The sequence below is a fragment of the Allomesorhizobium aridi genome (assembly GCF_043769475.1).
GTDB lineage: Bacteria > Pseudomonadota > Alphaproteobacteria > Rhizobiales > Rhizobiaceae > Allomesorhizobium.
This window is the reverse complement of the sequence record NZ_CP171729.1, coordinates 4752444-4771822: the sequence shown is the minus strand read 5'-3', so window position 1 is coordinate 4771822 and position 19379 is coordinate 4752444. Positions and strand designations below refer to the sequence as shown.

General features: G+C 62.3%; 17 protein-coding genes and 2 pseudogenes. 17 read left to right on the top strand and 2 right to left on the bottom strand.

Annotated elements, in window-relative coordinates; genetic code table 11:
• Positions 1–22: 22 nt before the first annotated feature.
• Positions 23–1213, bottom strand: a complete 1191-nt coding sequence (locus tag ACG873_RS25615; RefSeq protein WP_394888585.1) for a cytochrome P450 — start codon at positions 1211–1213, stop codon at positions 23–25.
• A 273-nt stretch (positions 1214–1486) separates the two neighbouring features.
• Here ACG873_RS25615 and ACG873_RS25610 point away from each other — a divergent pair, with 273 nt between their 5' ends.
• From ACG873_RS25610 to ACG873_RS25570, 9 genes are all read left to right on the top strand, one after another.
• The gene (locus ACG873_RS25610) at positions 1487–2284 is read left to right on the top strand and encodes an ABC transporter ATP-binding protein (protein ID WP_394888584.1); all 798 of its coding nucleotides are present in this window, start codon (positions 1487–1489) and stop codon (positions 2282–2284) included.
• On the top strand, positions 2281–2991 hold the full coding sequence (locus ACG873_RS25605) for an ABC transporter ATP-binding protein (RefSeq protein WP_394888583.1): 711 nt from the start codon (positions 2281–2283) through the stop codon (positions 2989–2991). The genes ACG873_RS25610 and ACG873_RS25605 overlap by 4 nt, the downstream gene beginning before the upstream one ends.
• Before the next feature lie 2 nt (positions 2992–2993).
• Positions 2994–3875 (top strand): branched-chain amino acid ABC transporter permease, encoded by an 882-nt coding sequence (locus ACG873_RS25600; protein ID WP_394888582.1) that lies wholly within the window; start codon positions 2994–2996, stop codon positions 3873–3875.
• Positions 3872–4873, top strand: a complete 1002-nt coding sequence (locus ACG873_RS25595) for a branched-chain amino acid ABC transporter permease (RefSeq protein WP_394888581.1) — start codon at positions 3872–3874, stop codon at positions 4871–4873. The genes ACG873_RS25600 and ACG873_RS25595 overlap by 4 nt, the downstream gene beginning before the upstream one ends.
• Positions 4874–4886: 13 nt before the next feature.
• Complete coding sequence (locus ACG873_RS25590) at positions 4887–6125, top strand: ABC transporter substrate-binding protein (protein ID WP_394888580.1); 1239 nt, start codon at positions 4887–4889, stop codon at positions 6123–6125.
• Positions 6126–6327: 202 nt separating this feature from the next.
• Positions 6328–7002 carry a 4-carboxy-4-hydroxy-2-oxoadipate aldolase/oxaloacetate decarboxylase gene (locus tag ACG873_RS25585; protein ID WP_394888579.1) on the top strand — a complete coding sequence of 225 codons (675 nt, stop codon included), beginning with the start codon at positions 6328–6330 and terminating at the stop codon, positions 7000–7002.
• Positions 6992–7558: a cupin domain-containing protein gene (locus ACG873_RS25580; RefSeq protein ID WP_394888578.1), complete on the top strand. Its 567-nt coding sequence runs from the start codon at positions 6992–6994 to the stop codon at positions 7556–7558. Before ACG873_RS25585 ends, ACG873_RS25580 begins: the two co-directional genes overlap by 11 nt.
• 97 nt (positions 7559–7655) lie before the next feature.
• Complete coding sequence (locus ACG873_RS25575; protein ID WP_394888577.1) at positions 7656–8867, top strand: NAD(P)/FAD-dependent oxidoreductase; 1212 nt, start codon at positions 7656–7658, stop codon at positions 8865–8867.
• Positions 8868–8880: 13 nt separating this feature from the next.
• Positions 8881–9198, top strand: a complete 318-nt coding sequence (locus ACG873_RS25570; RefSeq protein WP_394888576.1) for a 2Fe-2S iron-sulfur cluster-binding protein — start codon at positions 8881–8883, stop codon at positions 9196–9198.
• A 295-nt stretch (positions 9199–9493) separates the two neighbouring features.
• On the opposite strand, the pseudogene ACG873_RS25565 reads toward ACG873_RS25570, so the two are convergent.
• Positions 9494–10373 (bottom strand): annotated as a pseudogene (locus tag ACG873_RS25565) (LysR substrate-binding domain-containing protein).
• Between the two features lie 154 nt (positions 10374–10527).
• Here ACG873_RS25565 and ACG873_RS25560 point away from each other — a divergent pair.
• The 8 genes and pseudogenes from ACG873_RS25560 to ACG873_RS25525 all read left to right on the top strand — a co-directional run bounded on the left by ACG873_RS25560 (position 10528) and on the right by ACG873_RS25525 (position 19373).
• Positions 10528–11753, top strand: a pseudogene (locus ACG873_RS25560) (aromatic ring-hydroxylating oxygenase subunit alpha).
• Between the two features lie 3 nt (positions 11754–11756).
• Entirely contained in the window at positions 11757–12824 is a 1068-nt protein-coding gene (locus tag ACG873_RS25555; protein ID WP_394888575.1) for a 2Fe-2S iron-sulfur cluster-binding protein, read from the top strand.
• A gap of 198 nt (positions 12825–13022) precedes the next feature.
• Positions 13023–14519: a trimethylamine methyltransferase family protein gene (locus tag ACG873_RS25550; protein ID WP_417568621.1), complete on the top strand. Its 1497-nt coding sequence runs from the start codon at positions 13023–13025 to the stop codon at positions 14517–14519.
• Between the two features lie 68 nt (positions 14520–14587).
• Complete coding sequence (locus ACG873_RS25545; RefSeq protein WP_394888573.1) at positions 14588–15670, top strand: alcohol dehydrogenase family protein; 1083 nt, start codon at positions 14588–14590, stop codon at positions 15668–15670.
• The gene (locus ACG873_RS25540; protein WP_394888572.1) at positions 15667–16791 is read left to right on the top strand and encodes a mandelate racemase/muconate lactonizing enzyme family protein; all 1125 of its coding nucleotides are present in this window, start codon (positions 15667–15669) and stop codon (positions 16789–16791) included. Before ACG873_RS25545 ends, ACG873_RS25540 begins: the two co-directional genes overlap by 4 nt.
• On the top strand, positions 16792–17895 hold the full coding sequence (locus ACG873_RS25535; RefSeq protein ID WP_394888571.1) for a mandelate racemase/muconate lactonizing enzyme family protein: 1104 nt from the start codon (positions 16792–16794) through the stop codon (positions 17893–17895). It abuts the gene before it with no gap.
• Positions 17896–17910: 15 nt separating this feature from the next.
• The gene (locus ACG873_RS25530; RefSeq protein WP_394888570.1) at positions 17911–18642 is read left to right on the top strand and encodes an SDR family NAD(P)-dependent oxidoreductase; all 732 of its coding nucleotides are present in this window, start codon (positions 17911–17913) and stop codon (positions 18640–18642) included.
• Entirely contained in the window at positions 18639–19373 is a 735-nt protein-coding gene (locus ACG873_RS25525; protein ID WP_394888569.1) for an SDR family NAD(P)-dependent oxidoreductase, read from the top strand. Before ACG873_RS25530 ends, ACG873_RS25525 begins: the two co-directional genes overlap by 4 nt.
• Positions 19374–19379 lie beyond the last annotated feature (6 nt).

Genomic DNA, 19379 nt, shown 5'->3' with positions numbered 1-19379 from the left:
GGCTTGACCTAACGGTTACGGTTTACGCGTCCCACAGCGCGGGTAGGTCCATCACGCCGCGGAAACGCCAGCCCTTGATCTGGACGTCTCGTTCAGTACTCAGCCGCAGGTTTTTGAGAGACTTGAAGGCCTCCTCCAGGGCGATCTTTCCGATCGCCCTGGTCAGGAAGATGCCCGAGCAGAAATGCGGCCTATACCCGAATGCGACGTGCTGTTTCCGAGGGCGATCAAGCTGGAAAAGCTCGGGATCGGTGTAGCGCTTTTCGTCTCGGTTGGCTGAAGCGAGAACGATGGCGACGGAAGCCCCCTTCGGTAGGGTCGTTCCCGCTAGTTCGAATTCCTGTGCGGCCAGCCGCGGCGTTACTCCGATCGGCGCGATCCACCGCAATCCTTCGTCAAAGGCGCGCTGTGCGAGACCATCCGGGTCGGCTGCCACCGCCCGCGTCTGGTTCTCGTCAAGAAGAAGGCCGTAGGCCGCGTTGGCCGCGCCGTGTCCGGGCTCCTGCAATCCCCCGAGCAGGATCACGCGCATCGTCGGCATGATCTCCTCAAAAGTGCGGGCTTTGCCTTTCGGCATGCCGCCATGGACCACGTGCGAGATCAGCGTCCTGTCGGGGTTGCTCGCGACACGCTCGACGATTGGCCGCAGGACCGCGTCGATTTCCATACGCGCATTGTCACAGGCGGCCCAGATGGCGGGATCGTTCGTAACGTTCTGCAAGCCGCCGTTCAGCGAGTGGAACCATCTGGCGAGTGTGTCGTCGTCGACTTCCTCCAGGCCGATGACCGTCGCGATCGTGCGGACGCTGATCGGCTCGAAGAGTTCACTCGTCAGGTTCGCCGAACCCTTTGAAAGAATGGCGTCGATGTAACGCCGCACGATCGGGCGGGCGAGGCCGTCCACATAATCGGCCACCGATTCCATCGTGAGGTTCTCGTCGATACCCTGCCGCAAGCAGGCATGATCTTCACCCGACATGGTCAAAACGTTCGGCATGCCCATGACGCGGGCCTCTGGCCGATCATGGCTGCCGGAAGGCCCGAATAGGGCCTCCTTGGCTCCGACCGTTTGGCAGTCCTCCCAGCGCGTCACCAGCCACTCCTGCGTGCTCTCGAAAAGGCATACGGGAGCCTCCCGCCGCAAACGGGCATAGACTGGGTAAGGATCTCGAAATAGGTTCTCGCCCGTCAGATCGCTTTGGCCTGCATTCATTGCTTTTCCTCCTCCTCGCGGCCGCCGGTTTGCCAAGCAACACCCGTCCAGCCCTGCTCCCATTCAGATGTCACGGAGGGAATCCTCGCCTGTCGTGCACCCGCGAATACCTGGCTTCCGAAGCCTGCCAACCGGTCCTCAAAGCTGATGTTGACATACCATGCGGATTTCAGATACTGTACGGTATCTTGGAGAGACGATGCTGTCAACATGCGCTTTGAGGAGAGCGCGACAGTAGCCGGAAGCAGGCCTTTCAGGCCGAGGGAGGTGAGGATGGCTGTGTTTACGCAGGCCGCAGAGGAAAGCAGCCCCGTGCTTGCGGTCGACAAGGTCGACGTCCGGTTTGGCGGCATCCATGCGCTGAGAAGCGTCTCGCTCAGTGTGCGCGAGGGCGAAATCTGCGGGCTGATTGGCCCTAACGGCGCCGGCAAGACCACGCTTTTCAACTGCATCACCCGGCTGAACACCGTGACGGCGGGCGCCATCCGCCTCAACGGCCAGGCGCTCGAGCCGCTGCCTCCCCGTCAGATCATCCGGATGGGGATCGCCCGGACGTTTCAGAATCTCGGGATCTACGCAGGCATGACGGTGCTCGAAAACGTCATGCTGGGCGCTCACCACTTCAGTGGCGGGCGCTTCATTGACGCTTTGTTGCGTCCCGGGCGCTCGCGGCGGATCGAGCAGGAGCTTGAGGCGCGGTGCGCAGACGTTCTCGCCGATCTAGGTCTCGGCGACGTTGCAAAAGTGCTCGCCGGGTCCCTGCCCTATGCGACCCAGAAACGCATAGAGATAGCCCGCGCCCTGGCATCCCGGCCCGCTCTGCTCCTGCTCGACGAGCCGGCCGGCGGGCTCACGCACGGTGAGGTGGCGGAGTTCGGCGACATGGTTGCCCGCGTCCGGGAAACTTACGGCGTGACTGTCCTCCTGATCGAACACCATATGGGCCTCGTCATGGGATTGTGCGACCGCGTCGAGGTCTTCCATCTGGGCCAAAATCTCGCGAGCGGGAAACCAGAGGAAGTGAGGGCCAACCCGGCCGTCATCAACGCCTATCTGGGAAAATCCCGATGACCATTCTTACCGTCCAGGGGCTTCATGCCGGGTACGGCGTAGCGGATGTTCTGCGCAACATCGATTTCGCTATCGAGCGGGGAACGATCGTGGCGCTGCTCGGCGCCAATGGAGCCGGCAAGACAACGACGCTGCGTGCCTTGTCCGGGCTGATCCCGTCGCGGGGCGTCATTAAATTCGCCGGCACGGATTTGCGTCAGTGCAGCGCAGCCCGGCGCGTGGAGCTCGGACTCGCGCACGTTCCCCAGGGGCGTGGCACCTTTGCCGAGTTCACCGTCGAAGAGAACCTGGCCGCAGGAGCCTATACCGCGGGTAGCAAGCGGCAGATCGCCCAGGACATGGAGCGCTGGTACGAGGCCTTTCCTCGCCTGGCGGAGCGCCGCCGGCAGCTTGCCGGCAGCCTCAGCGGCGGCGAGCAACAGATGCTGGCGTTGGCGCGCGCGCTCATGTCGCGACCGAAGCTTCTGCTGTGCGACGAGCCATCCCTTGGTCTCGCACCAGCCATAACCCAGGAAATCTTCGAGATATTCCGGCAGCTCAATCAGGAGCACGGCATGACGCTGCTGATCGTCGAGCAGAATGCGGACCTCACGCTCCAGTTTGCGGACACCGCCTATGTGATGGAAGCCGGTCAGATAACGCTCAGCGGCAAGGCAAGCGATCTCCTGAGCGACGAGGCCGTGCAACGATCCTACCTGGGGGTTTGAGAGTGGAACTCTTTTTCCAACTGATCATCGACGGCCTTGCTTCCGGCGCCATCTATGCGTCTCTTGCGCTTGCCCTCGTACTGATATTCCGCGCCACCCACATCGTGAATTTCGGCCAGGGCGAGATGGCGACGTTCTCCGCCTATTGCGCATGGCAGCTCTGCGAATGGGGCGTTCCGATACCGCTCTCCTTCGTGATAGTCGGGGCCGCTTCGTTCTTGCTCGGCATATTCGTCTTCCGCGCGGTGGTCAGGCCGATCTCGAAAGCTCCGGTCGAAGCAATCGTCGTGGTGACCCTCGGGCTCTTCGTATCATTTCAGGCGCTGTGTCTATGGGTTTGGGGGGCCGATCAGCGGGCCTTTCCATCAATGTTCCCTAGCGACGGCTGGGACATTCTCGGGGTCCGCGTGACGGCGAGCGTTCTCGGGATACTGCTGGTCCTGGGCTGCCTGGCGGCGGCTATCGGCGGGATCTTCCGCTTCACACGTCTTGGGCTCGCCATGCGTGCGTCGGCCTACAGCAGCGAAAAGAGCCTTCTGGTTGGCATTCCGGTCGAAAAGATGCTCATGCTTGGCTGGGGCTTCGCGGCCACAATCGGGTTCATAGCCGCTGTACTCGTTGGCCCACGACTTTTCTTGAGCCCGACAATGATGATGTCGATCCTGCTCTACGCGCTGGCCGCCGCAACCCTTGGCGGCTGGGACAGCCCGCTAGGGGCCATGCTCGGTGGGTTGCTCGTCGGGATCGCGGAAAGCCTGGGCGCTACATTCCTTCCCTTCATTGGCGCGGATCTGCGCGTTGTCATTCCGATCGCCGTCACGCTGGCGATCCTTCTCGTTCGACCTGCCGGTCTCTTCGGCACGGCCACGGTGGTGAAAGTATGAGCTACATCCCGAAATCATGGTCTGCGCCTGCGGCGTTGGTCGTTGCCGCGGCCCTTTTAATCCCGATCTTCGCACCGGACTTCATGCTGTTCGAGTTCAGTATCGCTGTCTCGTATGGCATCGCGATCCTCGGTCTCAACCTGCTGCTCGGTTTCAGCGGCCAAATCTGCCTCGCCCAGGGAGCGCTGTTCGGGATCGGCGCCTATACGACCGCCATCCTCAATGTGAGCTTCGGAATGGACCCGCTCCTGACTCTGCCCTTCGCGGCGATCGTCACCAGCTTGACCGGTGTCTTGATCGGTCTTCCCGCGCTTCGCCTGCAGGGATTGCAGCTTGCGATCGTCACATTCGGCGTGGCGAGCGCCTTTCCGCAACTGCTCCTGAAGGCAGACGGGATCACTGGCGGCGTCACCGGACTTGCCACCGATCAGCCAATGGCGCCCCAGTGGTTCCCCGGCAGCCAGGAGCTCTGGCTCTATGGCCTCTCGCTTGTCTGCGCCGCGGTATCGGTCTTGCTGTTCAGCCGGCTGCTGCGCGGCGATACGGGCCGCCTCATGCGGGCTCTGCGCGACAACCCACTGATCGCCGAGGCTCTGGGCGTCAATCTCATCAAGGCGCGCCTGGCGGCCTTCGCCGCAAGCTCGGCACTGGCAGGACTTGGCGGCGGCTTGTTCTGCATCCTGAATGGATTCATCAGCCCGCAGTCCTTTCTGCCGATGAAATCGATCGACATCCTGATCGGGGGCGTCGTCGGCGGCATCACCAGCATGGCAGGGGCATTCATCGGCGCGGTCTTCATCGTCTTCGTGCCAGGCTGGACGACCGACATCAATCCCGCCCTTGGCGGCCTGATCTACGGTCTCTGTCTCATCGGCATGATGATAGTCGCCCGGCAGGGCATCGCCGGCCTTCCGATCGGAGACGGCCTGAAGGCGTTGCGTCTCCGGATCAACAACAGACGCCAATCACGAGTTCCCGGCATCTTGCCCGGACAATAGGGAGGAGAATGACATGCAATTGCTTACACGACCCAAAATCGCGCTCGCGATGCAGGCGCTCGTCGTCACGGCCTTCGCCGCAGCGCCGGCGCTTGCTCAAGATACGTCGCCGGGAATCGCGGACGCTACGGTGAAAATCGGCATATCCGGGCCGTTGACCGGCCCGGTGGCCGCTCTTGGCGCGATCGCCGATGGCATACGTACAAGGATCGATCCGATCAACTCTGCCGGCGGCATCACGATGGCCGACGGCAAGACGCGCAAGATCGAACTCCTCGTCGAAGACGATGGTCTCGATCCGCAGCGCACTTTGACGAACGCTCGCAAACTCGTCGAGAAGGAAGAAGTCCTTGCCCTGGTGGCGACGGCGGGCACGCCGAACAACCAGGCCATCGGCCGCTATACAACCCAGCGGGGCGTCCCCAACCTCTTCATGTATTCCGGCGTGCATGAACTTGCGGGACCGGAATGGGAGATGGGCTTCGTTCCGTCCTTTACGACCGAAGCCGCGGCTTTTGCGAAGTATCTGCTCGATAACAAGCCGCAAGCGAAGGTCGCGCTCCTTTTCCTCAATACCGAAACGGGGCAGACCTTCCAATCGGCCCTGGAAGGCGCGATCAGCGGTTCGAATGTCTCCATCGTGGCGGCCCAACCGGTGACCTCGGCCGATCCTACGGTCGAGACGCAGCTCTCCACCCTGAAGGCGTCCGGCGCCGATACGCTCGTCGTGATCACCGGCCCCAAGCAGGGCGCCGAAGCCGTGCGCTTCGCAACCGACAGCGGCTGGAAACCGACGACGCTCGTCTCCAACATCGCGGCCTCGATCGCCTCGCTGAAGCCGGCGGGCCTTGAAAACGCCAAGGGCGTCATCACCAGCCAGTTTCTGAAACAGGTGAATGCCGCCGCGCCCGGCGAGGATGAGGGCGTAAAGCGCTACCTCGCCGACCATGCGGCCGCCCAATCAAAGTTCTCGACCGATGATGCGCTCGGTCAATCCGGCTACGCCATAGGCGACGCGCTGGTCAAAGTGCTCGAATCTATGAAGGCGCCCACTCGCGAAGCAATGATGGAGGCCGCGCGCAACCTCGATCACGTCCAACTGGATCTGCTGCTGCCGGGTATCGCCTTGACTACGAAGAGCGGCGAAGACGTTTATCCGATCGAATCGCTCCAGCTCTTCCAGTTCGATGGCGCCGCCTATCAGCCGCTCGGGGAAGCCATTTCCTTTGAGGGCCAGACGCCGAAGCATTGATCGAGCAAGAAATCGTAGACGTGTGATTGGGGCGCAGCGATGCGCCCCTTTTCCGTTCCGCCTTGGTCGAAAGATGCAATTTCACTGTTGACATTCCGAATAGAATTTGGATACTATAAAGTATCTAGGAAGGCATCCGAGGATGCCGTCGAGAGGGTCGGCAGCGGCCGCCACAGAATTGGTGACGGAGGGAGGAGTTTCCATGGCGAAAGTGGTGAGAAACGTGAGGCGGACCGATGACGTCATCGTCCGAGGCCTCGGCGAGATCGGCGTCGCCACCGTGCATGAGGCGCAGGGAAGAAAGGGGCTTCTCGGGTCCCATCTGCGTCCGATCTTTCGCCCCGCGAAAATTGCCGGCAATGCGCTGACCTGCGAAGTGGCTCCAGGCGACAACTGGATGATCCACGTTGCGCTCGAAGAGGCCCGGCAGGGCGACATTCTCGTCGTTACCCCGACTTCGCCGTGCGACGACGGCTATTTCGGCGATCTGCTGGCGACCTCGGCAGCCGCCCGCGGTATCCGCGGTCTCGTCATCGACGCGGGGGTCCGCGACATCGCCACACTTACCGAGATGGGATTTCCAGTCTGGTCGAAGTCGGTTTCCGCGCAAGGAACCGTGAAGGAGACCTTGGCGGACGTTCAGGTGCCGATCGTTTGCGCCGGATGCCTCGTCAGGCCGGGAGATGTCATCGTCGCCGATGACGATGGTGTCTGCGTTGTGCCTGCGGAGAACGCAGCGGAAGTGCTGGAGAAGGCGCGGCGCCGGGAACGGATCGAGGAAGAGAAGCGCCAGCGCTATGCAGCCGGGGAACTCAGTCTCGATGTCAACGCCATGCGCCCCAAGCTGCTCGAGGAGGGGCTGGTCTATGTCGGCTGATTTGAGCGCCAGCCTGCCGCGCCGCGTGGTGACCGGCATCCGTGACGGCAAGTCCGTTTTCGTGAGCGATGGCGAAGTTCCGAACGCGCGTCTGCACCAGTCCGTGACGGGCTTCATGACCTCCGTATGTTGGGCCACGCCGGCGCAGTTGAGCCTGCCGCTCGATGGTTCGGACCCCTCCTTGCCGCCGATCAGGATACCCCCCGCCCAGGGCGAGACGCGCTTGATGATCGTGCGCTTTCCTCCCGATACTGTCATGGCGAGCGCGTCCTTCGATCCGGTCGCCGCCGCTGCGGAGCAGCGCCACCACCTTCCCGGGCTCGCTGAGCTGTTCGAGCCGGACGCTCCGGGCATGCACACGACGGATACGGTCGATTACGACATCGTGCTCGACGGCGAGATTTGGCTGGAGCTTGACGACGGTGCGGAGATCCATCTTCGGCAGGGCGATGTCGCCATCCAGTGCGGCACCCGCCACGCCTGGCGAAACAAGAGCGATTCACCGGTGACAATGGCCTTTGTCCTCGTCGGCGCGACGCGGCCTGAGGCAGAGTAGCCACCGATGACGACCTGATGTTCATGAGATTGCGCCGAGTGGGAGAAGCGCGATGAGAGATTACGATTGTCTTATCGTGGGCAGTGGACATGGCGGCGTGCAGGCGGCCGTCGCGTTGCGGCAGCATGGTTTTTCCGGGTCGATCGGCGTTGTAAGCGACGACCCGGATCTACCCTATGAGCGCCCACCGCTATCCAAGGACTATCTCTCTGGCGCCAAGGGCTTCGAGCGGATTATGATCCGGCCGCCTGACTTCTGGGCCGCCCGCAATATAGACCTCTTGCTTGGAAACGAGGTGACCGGGCTCGATGCGCGGAACAAGCGCGTTTCTTGCGCGGACGAAACGGCGTTCGGTTACGGCCACCTCATCTGGTCCGCTGGCGGACGGCCCCGGAAGATGACCTGTGCCGGTCACGACCTTCGCGGCATCCATTCCGTGCGCAGCCGGACAGATGTCGACGGGATCATGGACGAACTTGCCGGCGTTCGGCGCGTGGTCGTCGTTGGCGGCGGTTATATCGGGCTCGAGGCGGCCGCCGTTCTGAGCAAGCTCGGAAAGGCAGTCGTCGTCCTCGAAGCGATGGACAGGGTCCTCGCCCGCGTGGCTGCCGAACCTCTCTCGCGCTTTTACAAAAAAGAGCATGGCGATCACGGTGTCGACATCCGGCTGGAAACAAGCGTCGAGAGTTTCGTTGGGCGTGATGGTCGCCTCGCCGGGGTACGGTTGACCAATGGCGAGACCTTGCCCGCGGACATGGCCATCGTGGGTATCGGCATCCTGCCCTGCGTCGAACCCCTGATCGCGGCCGGGGCCGCGGGAAGCAACGGCGTGGATGTCGACGATCATTGCCGGACCAGCCTGCCGGAAGTCTTCGCGATCGGGGACTGCGCACGCGTGACCGTCGGCCATGGGCTCAGGATCGAGTCGATTCAGAATGCAACCGACCAGGCCACCGCTGTGGCGAAGACCCTTTGCGGCCAGCCGACGCCCTTTGGCGCCGTGCCCTGGTTCTGGTCGAACCAATACGATCTCCGCCTGCAGACTGTCGGTCTGTCGAGCGGTTACGACGAGGCCATCATCCGGGGAAATCCGGCCGAGAGAAAGTTCAGCGTCGTCTATCTTCGTGACGGAGCGGTGATCGCGCTCGACTGCGTGAATTCCACGAAGGACTACGTCGAAGGACGCGTTCTGGTGGAGCGGCGCGCGCGCATTGGCGCGGACACGCTGGCTGACAGCAGCATCACTTTGAAATCGATGATGAACGGATGCGTTGACGCGGCCGCTTTGGCAGTGCGCGGCAAGGTGTGACTGGGAGGTCAAAATGTCTACATTTACCGTGGTTACCCGGACGGGCCAGATCATGCCTATCGAGGGTCGGGACGGCGTCTCGGTCATGGAACACATCCGGGACGCCGGTTTGGACGAACTGCTCGCACTCTGCGGCGGCTGCTGTTCCTGCGCCACATGTCATATCTATGTCGATGGCGAGGTGAATGACCGTCTGCCGCCATTGTCTGTCGATGAGGACGAACTGCTCGACAGCTCTGATCACCGTAGGACTCAATCGCGTCTTTCCTGCCAGGTTCGCTTCAAGCCGGAACTCGGGGGAATGATCGTGACTTTGGCGCCGGAGGACTGATTGCCGAAGCGCCAAGCACGGCCAGGTCCGTTTTATCACCGCATCTCGACATGAGAAGTTTCAACGAGCAGGGCTGCGCCCTCGTTTCCCATTTCGCGCATAATAGCTCCGACGCCGCCATCCGAAACAGCGTTGGCATGCGATGTCTGCAATCAGATGTGAATTGGAGTGGGGTCTCGATGGCGTTCGGCGTCCTATTCAGTTGATTTCATTGCAAGTAGGAGGGGCAATGCATGACGCCGATTCACACTGCGAGCGCAGATCCCGTATTTGTCGTTGAGTAGCGGCCAACCCCTTAAGAGCTATTAACGAGCCAGTCCGAAAAAAAGCCGAGCTTGTGAAGAGGCTCGCGGATGGATCTTCAGATAGAACGCCATGGGTGAAGGGACACTTTCAGGCACAAGCTTCACAAGCCGCTCCTCCCGCATCAGACTTTCAACGAGGCCATCCCAACCTAACACGGCTCCGACATCGTCCTGGGCGGCCTGGAGCGCGATCATGTAGTTGTTCACATGAAAGCCGCGGCCCTTCGGAACGGGACATGCTAGCGCCGCAAACCAGTCAGCCCAGGTCGTCCAGTCGGTTTCCTCGGCACTTGAATGAATCAACGGTGCCTTCAGCAAATCGCCCAGTCGGGCAATGCTGTGCTCGGCGGCGAAGCGCGGTGTTCCCAGGGCAACGATGTGATCGTGGAACAGCTTCCGATATTCGACGTCAGTCTCCTGAGGATTGCCGTAGTTGATGCTGAGATCGCAGCGGCTGGTCCTCACGGGCACGTCACTGACGATCTGCGAGACGGTAGTGGCGGGATGGAGCTTCCAGAAAGCCGAGATCTTCGGCGTAAGCCACAGCGCGCTGATCGCCGTGGTTGTCCCGATGGTCACGTCAACCGCTTCCGGCTGCTCTCGCAACTGTGTGACAGCCTCAGAAATCCCCTCGAACCCACGCTGGATCGCGAGGAATAGAAACGCCCCTTTCTCGGTCAGTTCGACACCTCGATGCCGACGCAGGAACAAACTGCATCCAAGATCGGTCTCAAGCGCCTTGATCTGATGGCTGACTGCGGCAGGCGTTACGTTCAGTTCCTGTGCGGCCTTCTTGAAGCTCAAGCTGCGGGCGGCCGCCTCAAAGCAGATGAGAGCCGTCATCGAGGAGAAGTCATAAGCCCGTGGCATCCGGATCCTTTCAAGGAAGGCGTCGGCTCGTCGCCGAGGATGAGGTTAGTTCATCTAAATCAAGGTGAGATTTTCTGCCGTTGTCAAAGGGATTCTGGGGGATGATGGTATTAGATCAGTTGAATCATGAACTCGGAAGCTCGGGCTGTCACCCATGACAAGCGTTCAAGACCTGCTCTCACGTCGCGTTCCCGGGCATGCCCTTGAGCATCCCTTCTACGTGTCGCAGGAAATCTATCAATTCGATCTCGAGCACATCTTCTACAAGGAGTGGCTTTACGCGATCCCGGCTTGCCAGTTGGCCAAGGCCGGCAGCTACGCGACCATGCGCATCGGCGCCTACCAAATTGTCCTCGTAAAGGGTCGCGATAGCGAGATCCGCGCGTTCCACAATTCCTGCCGCCATCGCGGCTCGATGATCTGCAAGGCCCGCGAGGGGCATGTAGCGAAGCTCGTCTGTCCCTATCACCAGTGGACCTACGACCTAGATGGAACGCTGGTGTGGGCAAATCATATGGGTCCGGATTTCGATCCGACCAGTCATGGTCTGAAACCGGTTCCCCTGCGCAATCTGAACGGCCTCGTCTACATCTGCCTTGCCGACAGCCCGCCGGACTTCGAGGACTTTGCGCGGCTGGCTTCGCCCTATCTCGCAGTTCACGATCTGCAGGATGCCAAAGTGGCCTACAGCTCGACGATCGTCGAGAAGGGCAACTGGAAGCTGGTCTGGGAAAACAACCGCGAGTGCTACCATTGCAGCGCCAACCACCCGGCGCTGTGCCGGTCGTTTCCGTTGGACCCGGAGGTCGCGGGCGTCTCGGCCGACGGCTCGATCTCGTCCAAGCTCCAGTCGCATTTTGACCGGTGCGCGGCGGCTGGCGCGCCCGCGCAGTTCATGCTGGCTGGCGAGGGACAATTCCGCCTGGCGCGAATGCCGCTTCAGGGCACGGCCGTCAGCTACACCATGGATGGCAAGGCCGCGGTCCGGAAGCAACTCGGTCGCGTGCGAGTGCCTGATGCCGGGTCCCTGCTGGCCTTCCACTATCCCAGCACCTGGAACCATTTCCTGCCCGACCATTCGCTGACGTTTCGTGTAACGCCGGTCAGTCCGACGGAAACCGAGGTCACGACCACCTGGCTGGTGCACAAGGACGCGGTCGAGGGCGTGGATTACGACCTCAAGCGGCTGACCGAAGTCTGGATCGCGACGAACGACGAGGATCGCGAGATCGTGGAGACGAACCAGCTGGGGATTCTTCACCCGCCTATGTCCCTGGCCCATATTCGCCGGATTGGGAAAGCGGCGTGACGCAGTTCGTGGACTGGTACGCAAGCTGGCTCGAGCGCTCCATCACCCCGATACGAATCGCGGCGGAGTGAGGAATGAGCGCAGCCGCCAAGCCCAGGCTCCAGTTCTGGACGGACACCGAGGAACTTGAATGTGTTTCCTTCCTTCCGGAAGCGCCGAACGTCGTGACCTTCTGCTTCCAGAGCCCGTCAAGAGCATTATTCAACTTCGATCCGGGGCAGTTCCTTACCTTCGAGTTGCCGCTTCCCAACCGGCCGCTCTATCGCACCTATACGATCTCCTCCTCCCCCTCGCGTCCGACCTCCCTGACGATCACGGTCAAGGCGCAGGCCGATTCCGTCGGGACGCGATGGATGTTCGACCATCTGCGGCCGGGCATGCGCCTGCGCGCCATCGGTCCGGCAGGCGGCTTCTCCTTCGTGCACCACCCGGCCGAGAAATACCTCTTCATCTCGGCCGGTTCGGGCATCACACCGATGATGTCGATGACCACCCATCTTTACGATTCCGGACGCTCTATGGACATCGTCTTTGTCAATTGCGCCCGCCGTCCCTCGGAAATTGTCTTTCGCGAGCGGTTGGAACAGATGTCGACACGGGTGACCGGTATCGATCTGCATTGGGTAGTCGAGGGTACCGATCCATATCGGCCGTGGACCGGCTACCGAGGCATGTTCAACCAGCTGATGCTGGGACTGATGGCGCAGGATTACCTCGAGCGGGAGGTGTTTTGCTGCGGACCCGAGCCTTTCATGAGGGCCGTTCGCGAAGCGCTGGCCGGCCTCGGCTACGATATGGAGCGCTACCATCAGGAGAGCTTCCATGCACTGCCGGCCGAGGCCGAGAATGTCCCCGACGACGTGGTGCCACAGGGGGACAACACGGCGGAAATCCACTTTGCCCTGTCTGGTATCACAGCCAAATGCACAGAGACCGATACCGTGCTCAGCGTTGCGCGCGCTGCCGGCTTGGTGATCCCGTCGGGTTGCACGATGGGGATTTGCGGAACCTGCAAGATTCGCAAGGCGGAGGGCCAGGTGCACATGCTGCACAATGGCGGCATTACCGACGAGGACATTGACGAAGGATACATCCTCGCCTGCTGCACCAATCCGATCGGCCATATCGCGGTGGACGCTTAGGATGCGGCCGGCATCCAACCGCCGGCGGCGGCGGCCAGTGCAGATGGCAGACAGTCGTTTCCTGCAGCGGGACTTCGGTCTCCAGCAAGCGGCGCGATCGGAACGGCGCGACACTAGAGTGAACCAAGAGGTGCCAGAATGAGCGAAGTTGCAGCGACACCCAGGTCGCGAGCCGGGGGACGGACGGCCCGAAGGACCTTGCGCACGACACCCGACTTTCAGATGCTGCCCGGTCTGACCCGCGGCATCCCCGTGTGTGAGGTCATGGATGGTTCCCAGGTCGAGCGGATCGACGCCGCCTCCATGGACATTCTCGAAAACGTCGGCGTGCTTTTCCGCGATCCGATCGCGGTGGACGACTGGAAACGCGCGGGCGCCAAGGTCGAGGGGGAGATGGTATACCTCGACCGCGGATTGGTGCGCGAACTCATTTCGACCATTCCGTCGGATTTCACCTATCACGCGCGAAACCCCGCCAACAACGTTCGTCTCGGCGGTCGGCATTCGGTATTCGTCCCTATGACGGGCGCCCCCTACCTGCGCGACCTGGATGACGTCAGGCGCAATCCGATGCTCGAAGACCTGGCGATGTTCCACAAGCTGAGCCACATGATGCCCGCGTTGCATTCATCGGCTCACCACATCGTGGAGCCTTACGACCATCCGATCAGCCAGCGGCATTTGCGCATCACCTATTCCTCGATGAAACATTCCGACAAGATGTTCATGGGGATGACCACCAGCCCCAAGAACGCCGAAGACGTGATGGAGATGTGCGCCATCCTCTTCGGCGAGGACTTCATGGAGGAGCATCCCGTCACCACCGGCAACTGCAACGGCAATTCGCCGCTCGTCTGGGATGAGGTGATGCTGGGCGCGATGCGGGCGTTCTGCCGTCGAAATCAGCCGGTTCTGTGCTCGCCCTTCGTGCTCGGCGGAGCCAACACGCCAGCCTCGGTGCCGGCGACTGTCGCACAGCTGAATGCTGAGGCGCTCTCGGCGCTGGCCTACACCCAGGTTATCCGCAAAGGCACGCCGGCGATCTATGGCCACTACCTGTCGACCGTCAGCATGAAATCCGGTGCGCCAATGGCTGGTACGCCCGAGATTTCCCTGATGAACTTCATGATCGGGCAGATGGCGCGGTATTATCGTGTGCCCTGGCGCACGTCGAGCCTGCTCGGCGGGGCCAAGACGTTCGATGCGCAGGCTGGCTACGAGAGCGCTACCACCCTTTCGGCCGTCCTGCACGCCGGCGCGAACTACATTTGGCATTCGGCGGGTTGGAATGAGGCCGGGATGCACTGCTCGGTCGCAAAATTCGTTGTCGATGCCGAGCAATGCGCCATGGCCTATCGAATGGCCGAGGGTCCCAAATGGGACGACTTCGATCAGGCACTTTCCGCGATACCGGATGTAGGGCCTGGCGGGCACTATCTGGGCCATCCGCATACGCTGGAGAATTTCCAAAAGGCGTATTTCATGCCCGAACTCTTCGACAACAACTCGGTCGAGCAATGGCAGGCCGAGGGAGGCCTCGACACCACGAAACGCGCCCTGAACCACGCCCGCAGGTTATTATCGGAATACCAGGAACCGAAGCTCGACGCGGCCAAGGACGAGGCCCTGCGCGATTACATCGCGAGGCGGGAGCGGGAAATCCCCGCGGCTGACGAACTCAACCAGAGCTACTGACGTGCTGGCCTGGCCGCCGGCACGGCCGGCGCTTCATTCACATGGTGCAGCGAGGAGACGAGATGAGAATGGAGGCGGTAGTTCTCACTGGCCACGGCGGGTTCGAGAAACTCGAATACCGCACGGACGTGCCCGTCCCGACGCCGAGCCGCGCCGAAGTTCTGATCCGTGTCGCAGCGGCCGGTGTCAACAACACCGACATCAACACCCGCACAGCCTGGTATTCCAAGAGCGTGGCGGCCGGAACGAACGCGGGCGGCGCGGAGGGGTTCACCACGGCTGAAGGCGGCGATGCAAGCTGGTCGGGAACCCCGCTGGCATTCCCTCGGATTCAGGGAGCAGACGTGTGCGGCCGCATCGTTGCGGTCGGCGACGATGTAGAGACCTCGCGGATCGGTGAGCGCGTGCTGGTGCGCAACATGCTGCGCTCCTACGTCGAATACCGGCCCTACGAGTGCTGGACGTTCGGCTCCGAATGCGACGGCGGATTCGCGCAGTTCACGGTCGCGCCTTCGCGTGAGACCTATGCGGTTCAATGCGACTGGTCGGATGCCGAGCTCGCCTCGGTTCCTTGCGCCTATTCGACCGCCGAGAACATGCTGCACCGTGCCGGCGTCGGCGAAGAGACCGTCGTCATCACCGGAGCATCGGGAGGCGTCGGATCCGCAGCGGTCCAGCTCGCCCGCCGGAGGGGCGCCAGGGTCATCGCGCTCGCCTCAGCGGCGAAGGCTCGGGAAATCCTCTCTTTGGGTGCGGAGCGGGTGATCGACCGGAATGCGGATCTTCTGCAGGAGCTTGGCCATAGCAGCGTCGATGTCGTTCTCGACATTGTCGGCGGACCAGGCTGGCCCCGCCTCATGGATATTCTTCGCCGCGGTGGCCGCTACGCGGTCGCCGGCGCCATCGCTGGCCCCATCGCCGAGATCGACCTGAGGACACTCTACCTGAAGGATCTGACCCTGTTCGGATGCACCTTCCAGGACGATGCGGTATTCGAGAATCTTGTTTCTTACATCGAGGCCGGCGGCATCCGGCCCGTCGTGGCGAAAACATATCCGCTGAAGGATATCGTCGCGGCTCAGAAGGTTTTTCTTGCCAAGTCCCATGTCGGCAAGCTGGTGCTGCTCCCCTCAAAAGAGACTTTCGGATGAAGATCGCGACCATCGAGCTGTACCAGGTCACCCTGCCCTATTCCGGCGGCGTCTATCAGCTGTCCGGGGGGCGCGAATATCGCGGCTTCGATGCCGTAATAGTCCGGGTTGAGGCGGACGACGGAACCGAGGGCTGGGGCGAAAGCACGCCGTTCGGCGGCACCTACATCGCAGCCCATGCACGCGGCGCGCGCGCCGGCGTCGAGGAAATCGCTCCGCATCTTCTCGGACGCGATCCCCGTCAGACCGACCGGATCTACGACGCGATGGATGAGGTGCTCGTCGGACACAACCACGCCAAGGCCGCCATCGACGCCGCATGCTGGGATCTGTTCGGGAAATCAGTGAACCGCCCGGTCTGCGAGCTTCTGGGCGGCTCGACGGGCGTTCCGATGGCTACGATCTCGTCGATCTATGCCGGCGCGCCAGAGGACATGCGAGCGCGGGTCGCCGAGCATCGGTCGCGCGGCTATCTCGGCCACTCGATCAAGATCGGGGCGCTCGATCACGAAGGCGGACCCATGCTTGACGCCGAACGGATTCGTGCCTGTCTCGCCGATAAGCAGCCCGGCGAGTATTTCATAGCCGATGCCAATGGTGGGCTGGTGCCGGAAACCGCGATGCGCATGCTCAGGCTCCTGCCCGACGGGCTCGACTTCGTGCTCGAGGCACCCTGCTCGACATGGCGCGAAACCTTGTCCCTGCGCCGTCACTGCATGGTTCCGATTATTCTGGACGAACTGGTGATGGAGGACGAGAATCTCGCGCGCGTCATTGCCCTCGATGCGGCCGGAGGCATTGGACTCAAGATAACCAAGGCAGGCGGTCTCACGCCGTCGCGCCGGCAGCGTGACCTTTGTCGTGCTGCCGGCCTGACGATGAGCGTCCAGGATACCGTCGGATCGGATATCGCCTTTGCCGCAATCGTTCACATGGGGGCGACGGTACCGCCGCGCCTGCTGCGCTGCATCCACAATTCGCGTGACATGGTCACGCTGGAAACAGCACGGTTCGATCCTGTCACGCGCAACGGTCGTGTTCTGCCGCCAGACGCGCCGGGGTTGGGTGTTGACGTCAACCGCGAGGCGCTCGGCGCTCCCGTACAAGCCTGGAGCCTCTGAATGAAGATTTCCGAAATCCACATCCACCGCCACGACCTGCCCGTCAAGAACGGTCCCTATACGATGGCCAATGCCGAAGTCTGGTCGTTGACCACGACCCTGGTCAAGCTGGTGACCGACGATGGCCTTTTTGGCTGGGGAGAGACCTGCCCGGTTGGCCCGACCTATGCGGAATCTCACGTCGCCGGAGCCTCGGCGGCGCTCGCCGCGATGGCGCCAGGCCTGATCGGCGCCGAGATCCTGCCGGTGCCATTGCACCGACGCATGGACAGCCTGCTCAACGGCCACAACTACGCCAAGGCTGCCTTCGACATCGCCGCCCATGACGTGCTGGGCAAGAAGCTGGGTGTGAGCGTCTCCGACCTGCTTGGCGGTGCGCTGACAGACCGCGTGCCGTCTTACTACGCTACCGGTGTCGGCTCTCCGGAAGAGATCGCCCGGATCGCGGCGGAGAAAAGCCGGGAGGGATATCCCCGATTGCAGGTCAAGGTCGGTGGGCGCCCGGTCGAGATGGACATCGAGACCATTCGCAAGGTCTGGGAGGTGATCAGAGGTTCTGGCATGCGGCTCGCGGTGGACGCCAACCGAGGCTGGACGACCCGTGACGCGCTCCGGGTCAGCCGGGAATGTCCCGAAATTCCCTTCATCATGGAGCAGCCCTGCAACACTATCGAGGATTTGCAGAAGATCCGTCCACAGGTCAATCATGCCATCTACATGGACGAGAATGGCACCAGCCTGAACACCGCAATCACTGCCGCGGGCACCGGATTGATCGACGGCTTCGGAATGAAAGTCACCCGGATTGGCGGTCTGCACCCAATGCGGGCTTTCCGCGACGTGTGCGCTGCGCGGAATCTGCCGCATACCTGCGACGATGCATGGGGCGGAGATATCATCGCCGCCGCGTGCACTCATATTGGTGCGACTGTCGCCCCGCATCTGCTGGAAGGCGTCTGGTTGGCCGCCCCGTATATCGAACGTCATTTCGATCCCGAGAATGGAATCCGCGTCGAAGGCGGCCACATCGCGAGGCCGAAAGGACCTGGCCTCGGCGTCGTTCCCGATGAGAGCCTGTTCGGTGCGCCCGTCGCCTCTTTCTGATCCACGGAGACGAAAATGGATTTCTCGGGCAAGAAGGCGTTGGTGACCGGCGCGGCCGGCGGCATCGGCGCGTCGATCGTTACGCGCTTGCGCGCGGCTGGAGCGAGGGTGGCGGTGGCCGATCGCGACGTCGCCGCCATCGAGGCCGAGGCGCATCTGCCCGGCGACCTTCTGGACGCCAGCTATGCCGACGGCCTGCCGCTTTCTGCGAGCGCGGCGCTTGGCGGGCTCGATATCGTGGTCAACAACGCAGGTGTCATCACCCGCGGACAGGTGACCGATACCTCCGACGCGGATTGGTCGTTGTCAGTGGGGGTAAATGTCGAGGCTCCTTTCCGGATCTGCCGCGCCGCCATTCCCATAATGGCCCAAGCGGGCGGCGGCGCCATCGTCAACATTGCATCCTGCTGGGGCTTGCGTCCCGGCCCGAACCACGCGGTCTACTGCATGACCAAGGCCGCCATTGCATCGCTGACCCAGTGCATGGGGCGCGATCACGCTCACCAAGGCATCCGCATCAATGCGGTCTGCCCGAACGAGGTGAACACGCCGATGCTGCGCTCCGGCTTCGCCAGGCGCGGCTTCGATCCTGATAGCGCGGTGGCGGAACTGGGCAAGACGGTGCCGCTGGGCCGGATCGCGGAGCCGGAAGACATCGCCGACGTGATCCTGTTCCTCGCCTCGGACGCGGCGCGCTACATATGCGGCGCCCTGATCGAGGTCAATGGCGGGAAGGCGGTCGCATGAGTCGCTTCGAGGGCAAGGTTGCACTTGTGACCGGCGGTCGCAGCGGCATCGGGCAGGCGATTGCGAGACGTCTGAGGAGCGAGGGCGCCCGGGTCTTCACCGCTCAGCGCGGGGCGGATGACCAATTCGAAGGGATCGCGACCGATTTCGTTGACCCTGTCGGCCCGGCGCTGGTGATCGGTGAAGTCATAGACCGTGCAGGTCGGCTGGACGTGCTGGTCAACAATGCCGGCATGATGCAGGAAGCGCGGATTGAGGACATAACGGTCGAGGATTGGCACCGCAATCTGTCAGTGAACCTCACCGCGCCCTTCCTGACTATCAAGGCGGCCCTTCCCCATTTGCGCGCGACCCGGGGCGTCATCGTCAACATCGGCTCGATCGAGGGGCTCGGAGCGAATCCCGGTCATGCCGCCTATTGCGCGTCGAAAGCCGGTTTACATGGATTGACGCGCGCCGTGGCAGTGGACCACGGGGCGGAGCGTATCCGATGCAACGCGGTCGCTCCCGGCTGGATCGACACTGACCTCAACGAGGCTTTCATCGAGAGCATGCCCGATCCTGAAGCGTTCCGCCGAGACATCGGCCGCATCCATCCTGTCGGCCGCACGGGCAAGCCGGAAGAGGTTGCGGCATTGGTGGCATGGCTTGCCTCAGACGAGGCCGGATTTGTCACCGGCCAGGTCTGGACCATCGACGGCGGCCGCATGGCCAAGCTCAGTCTGCCCTGAGCTGCC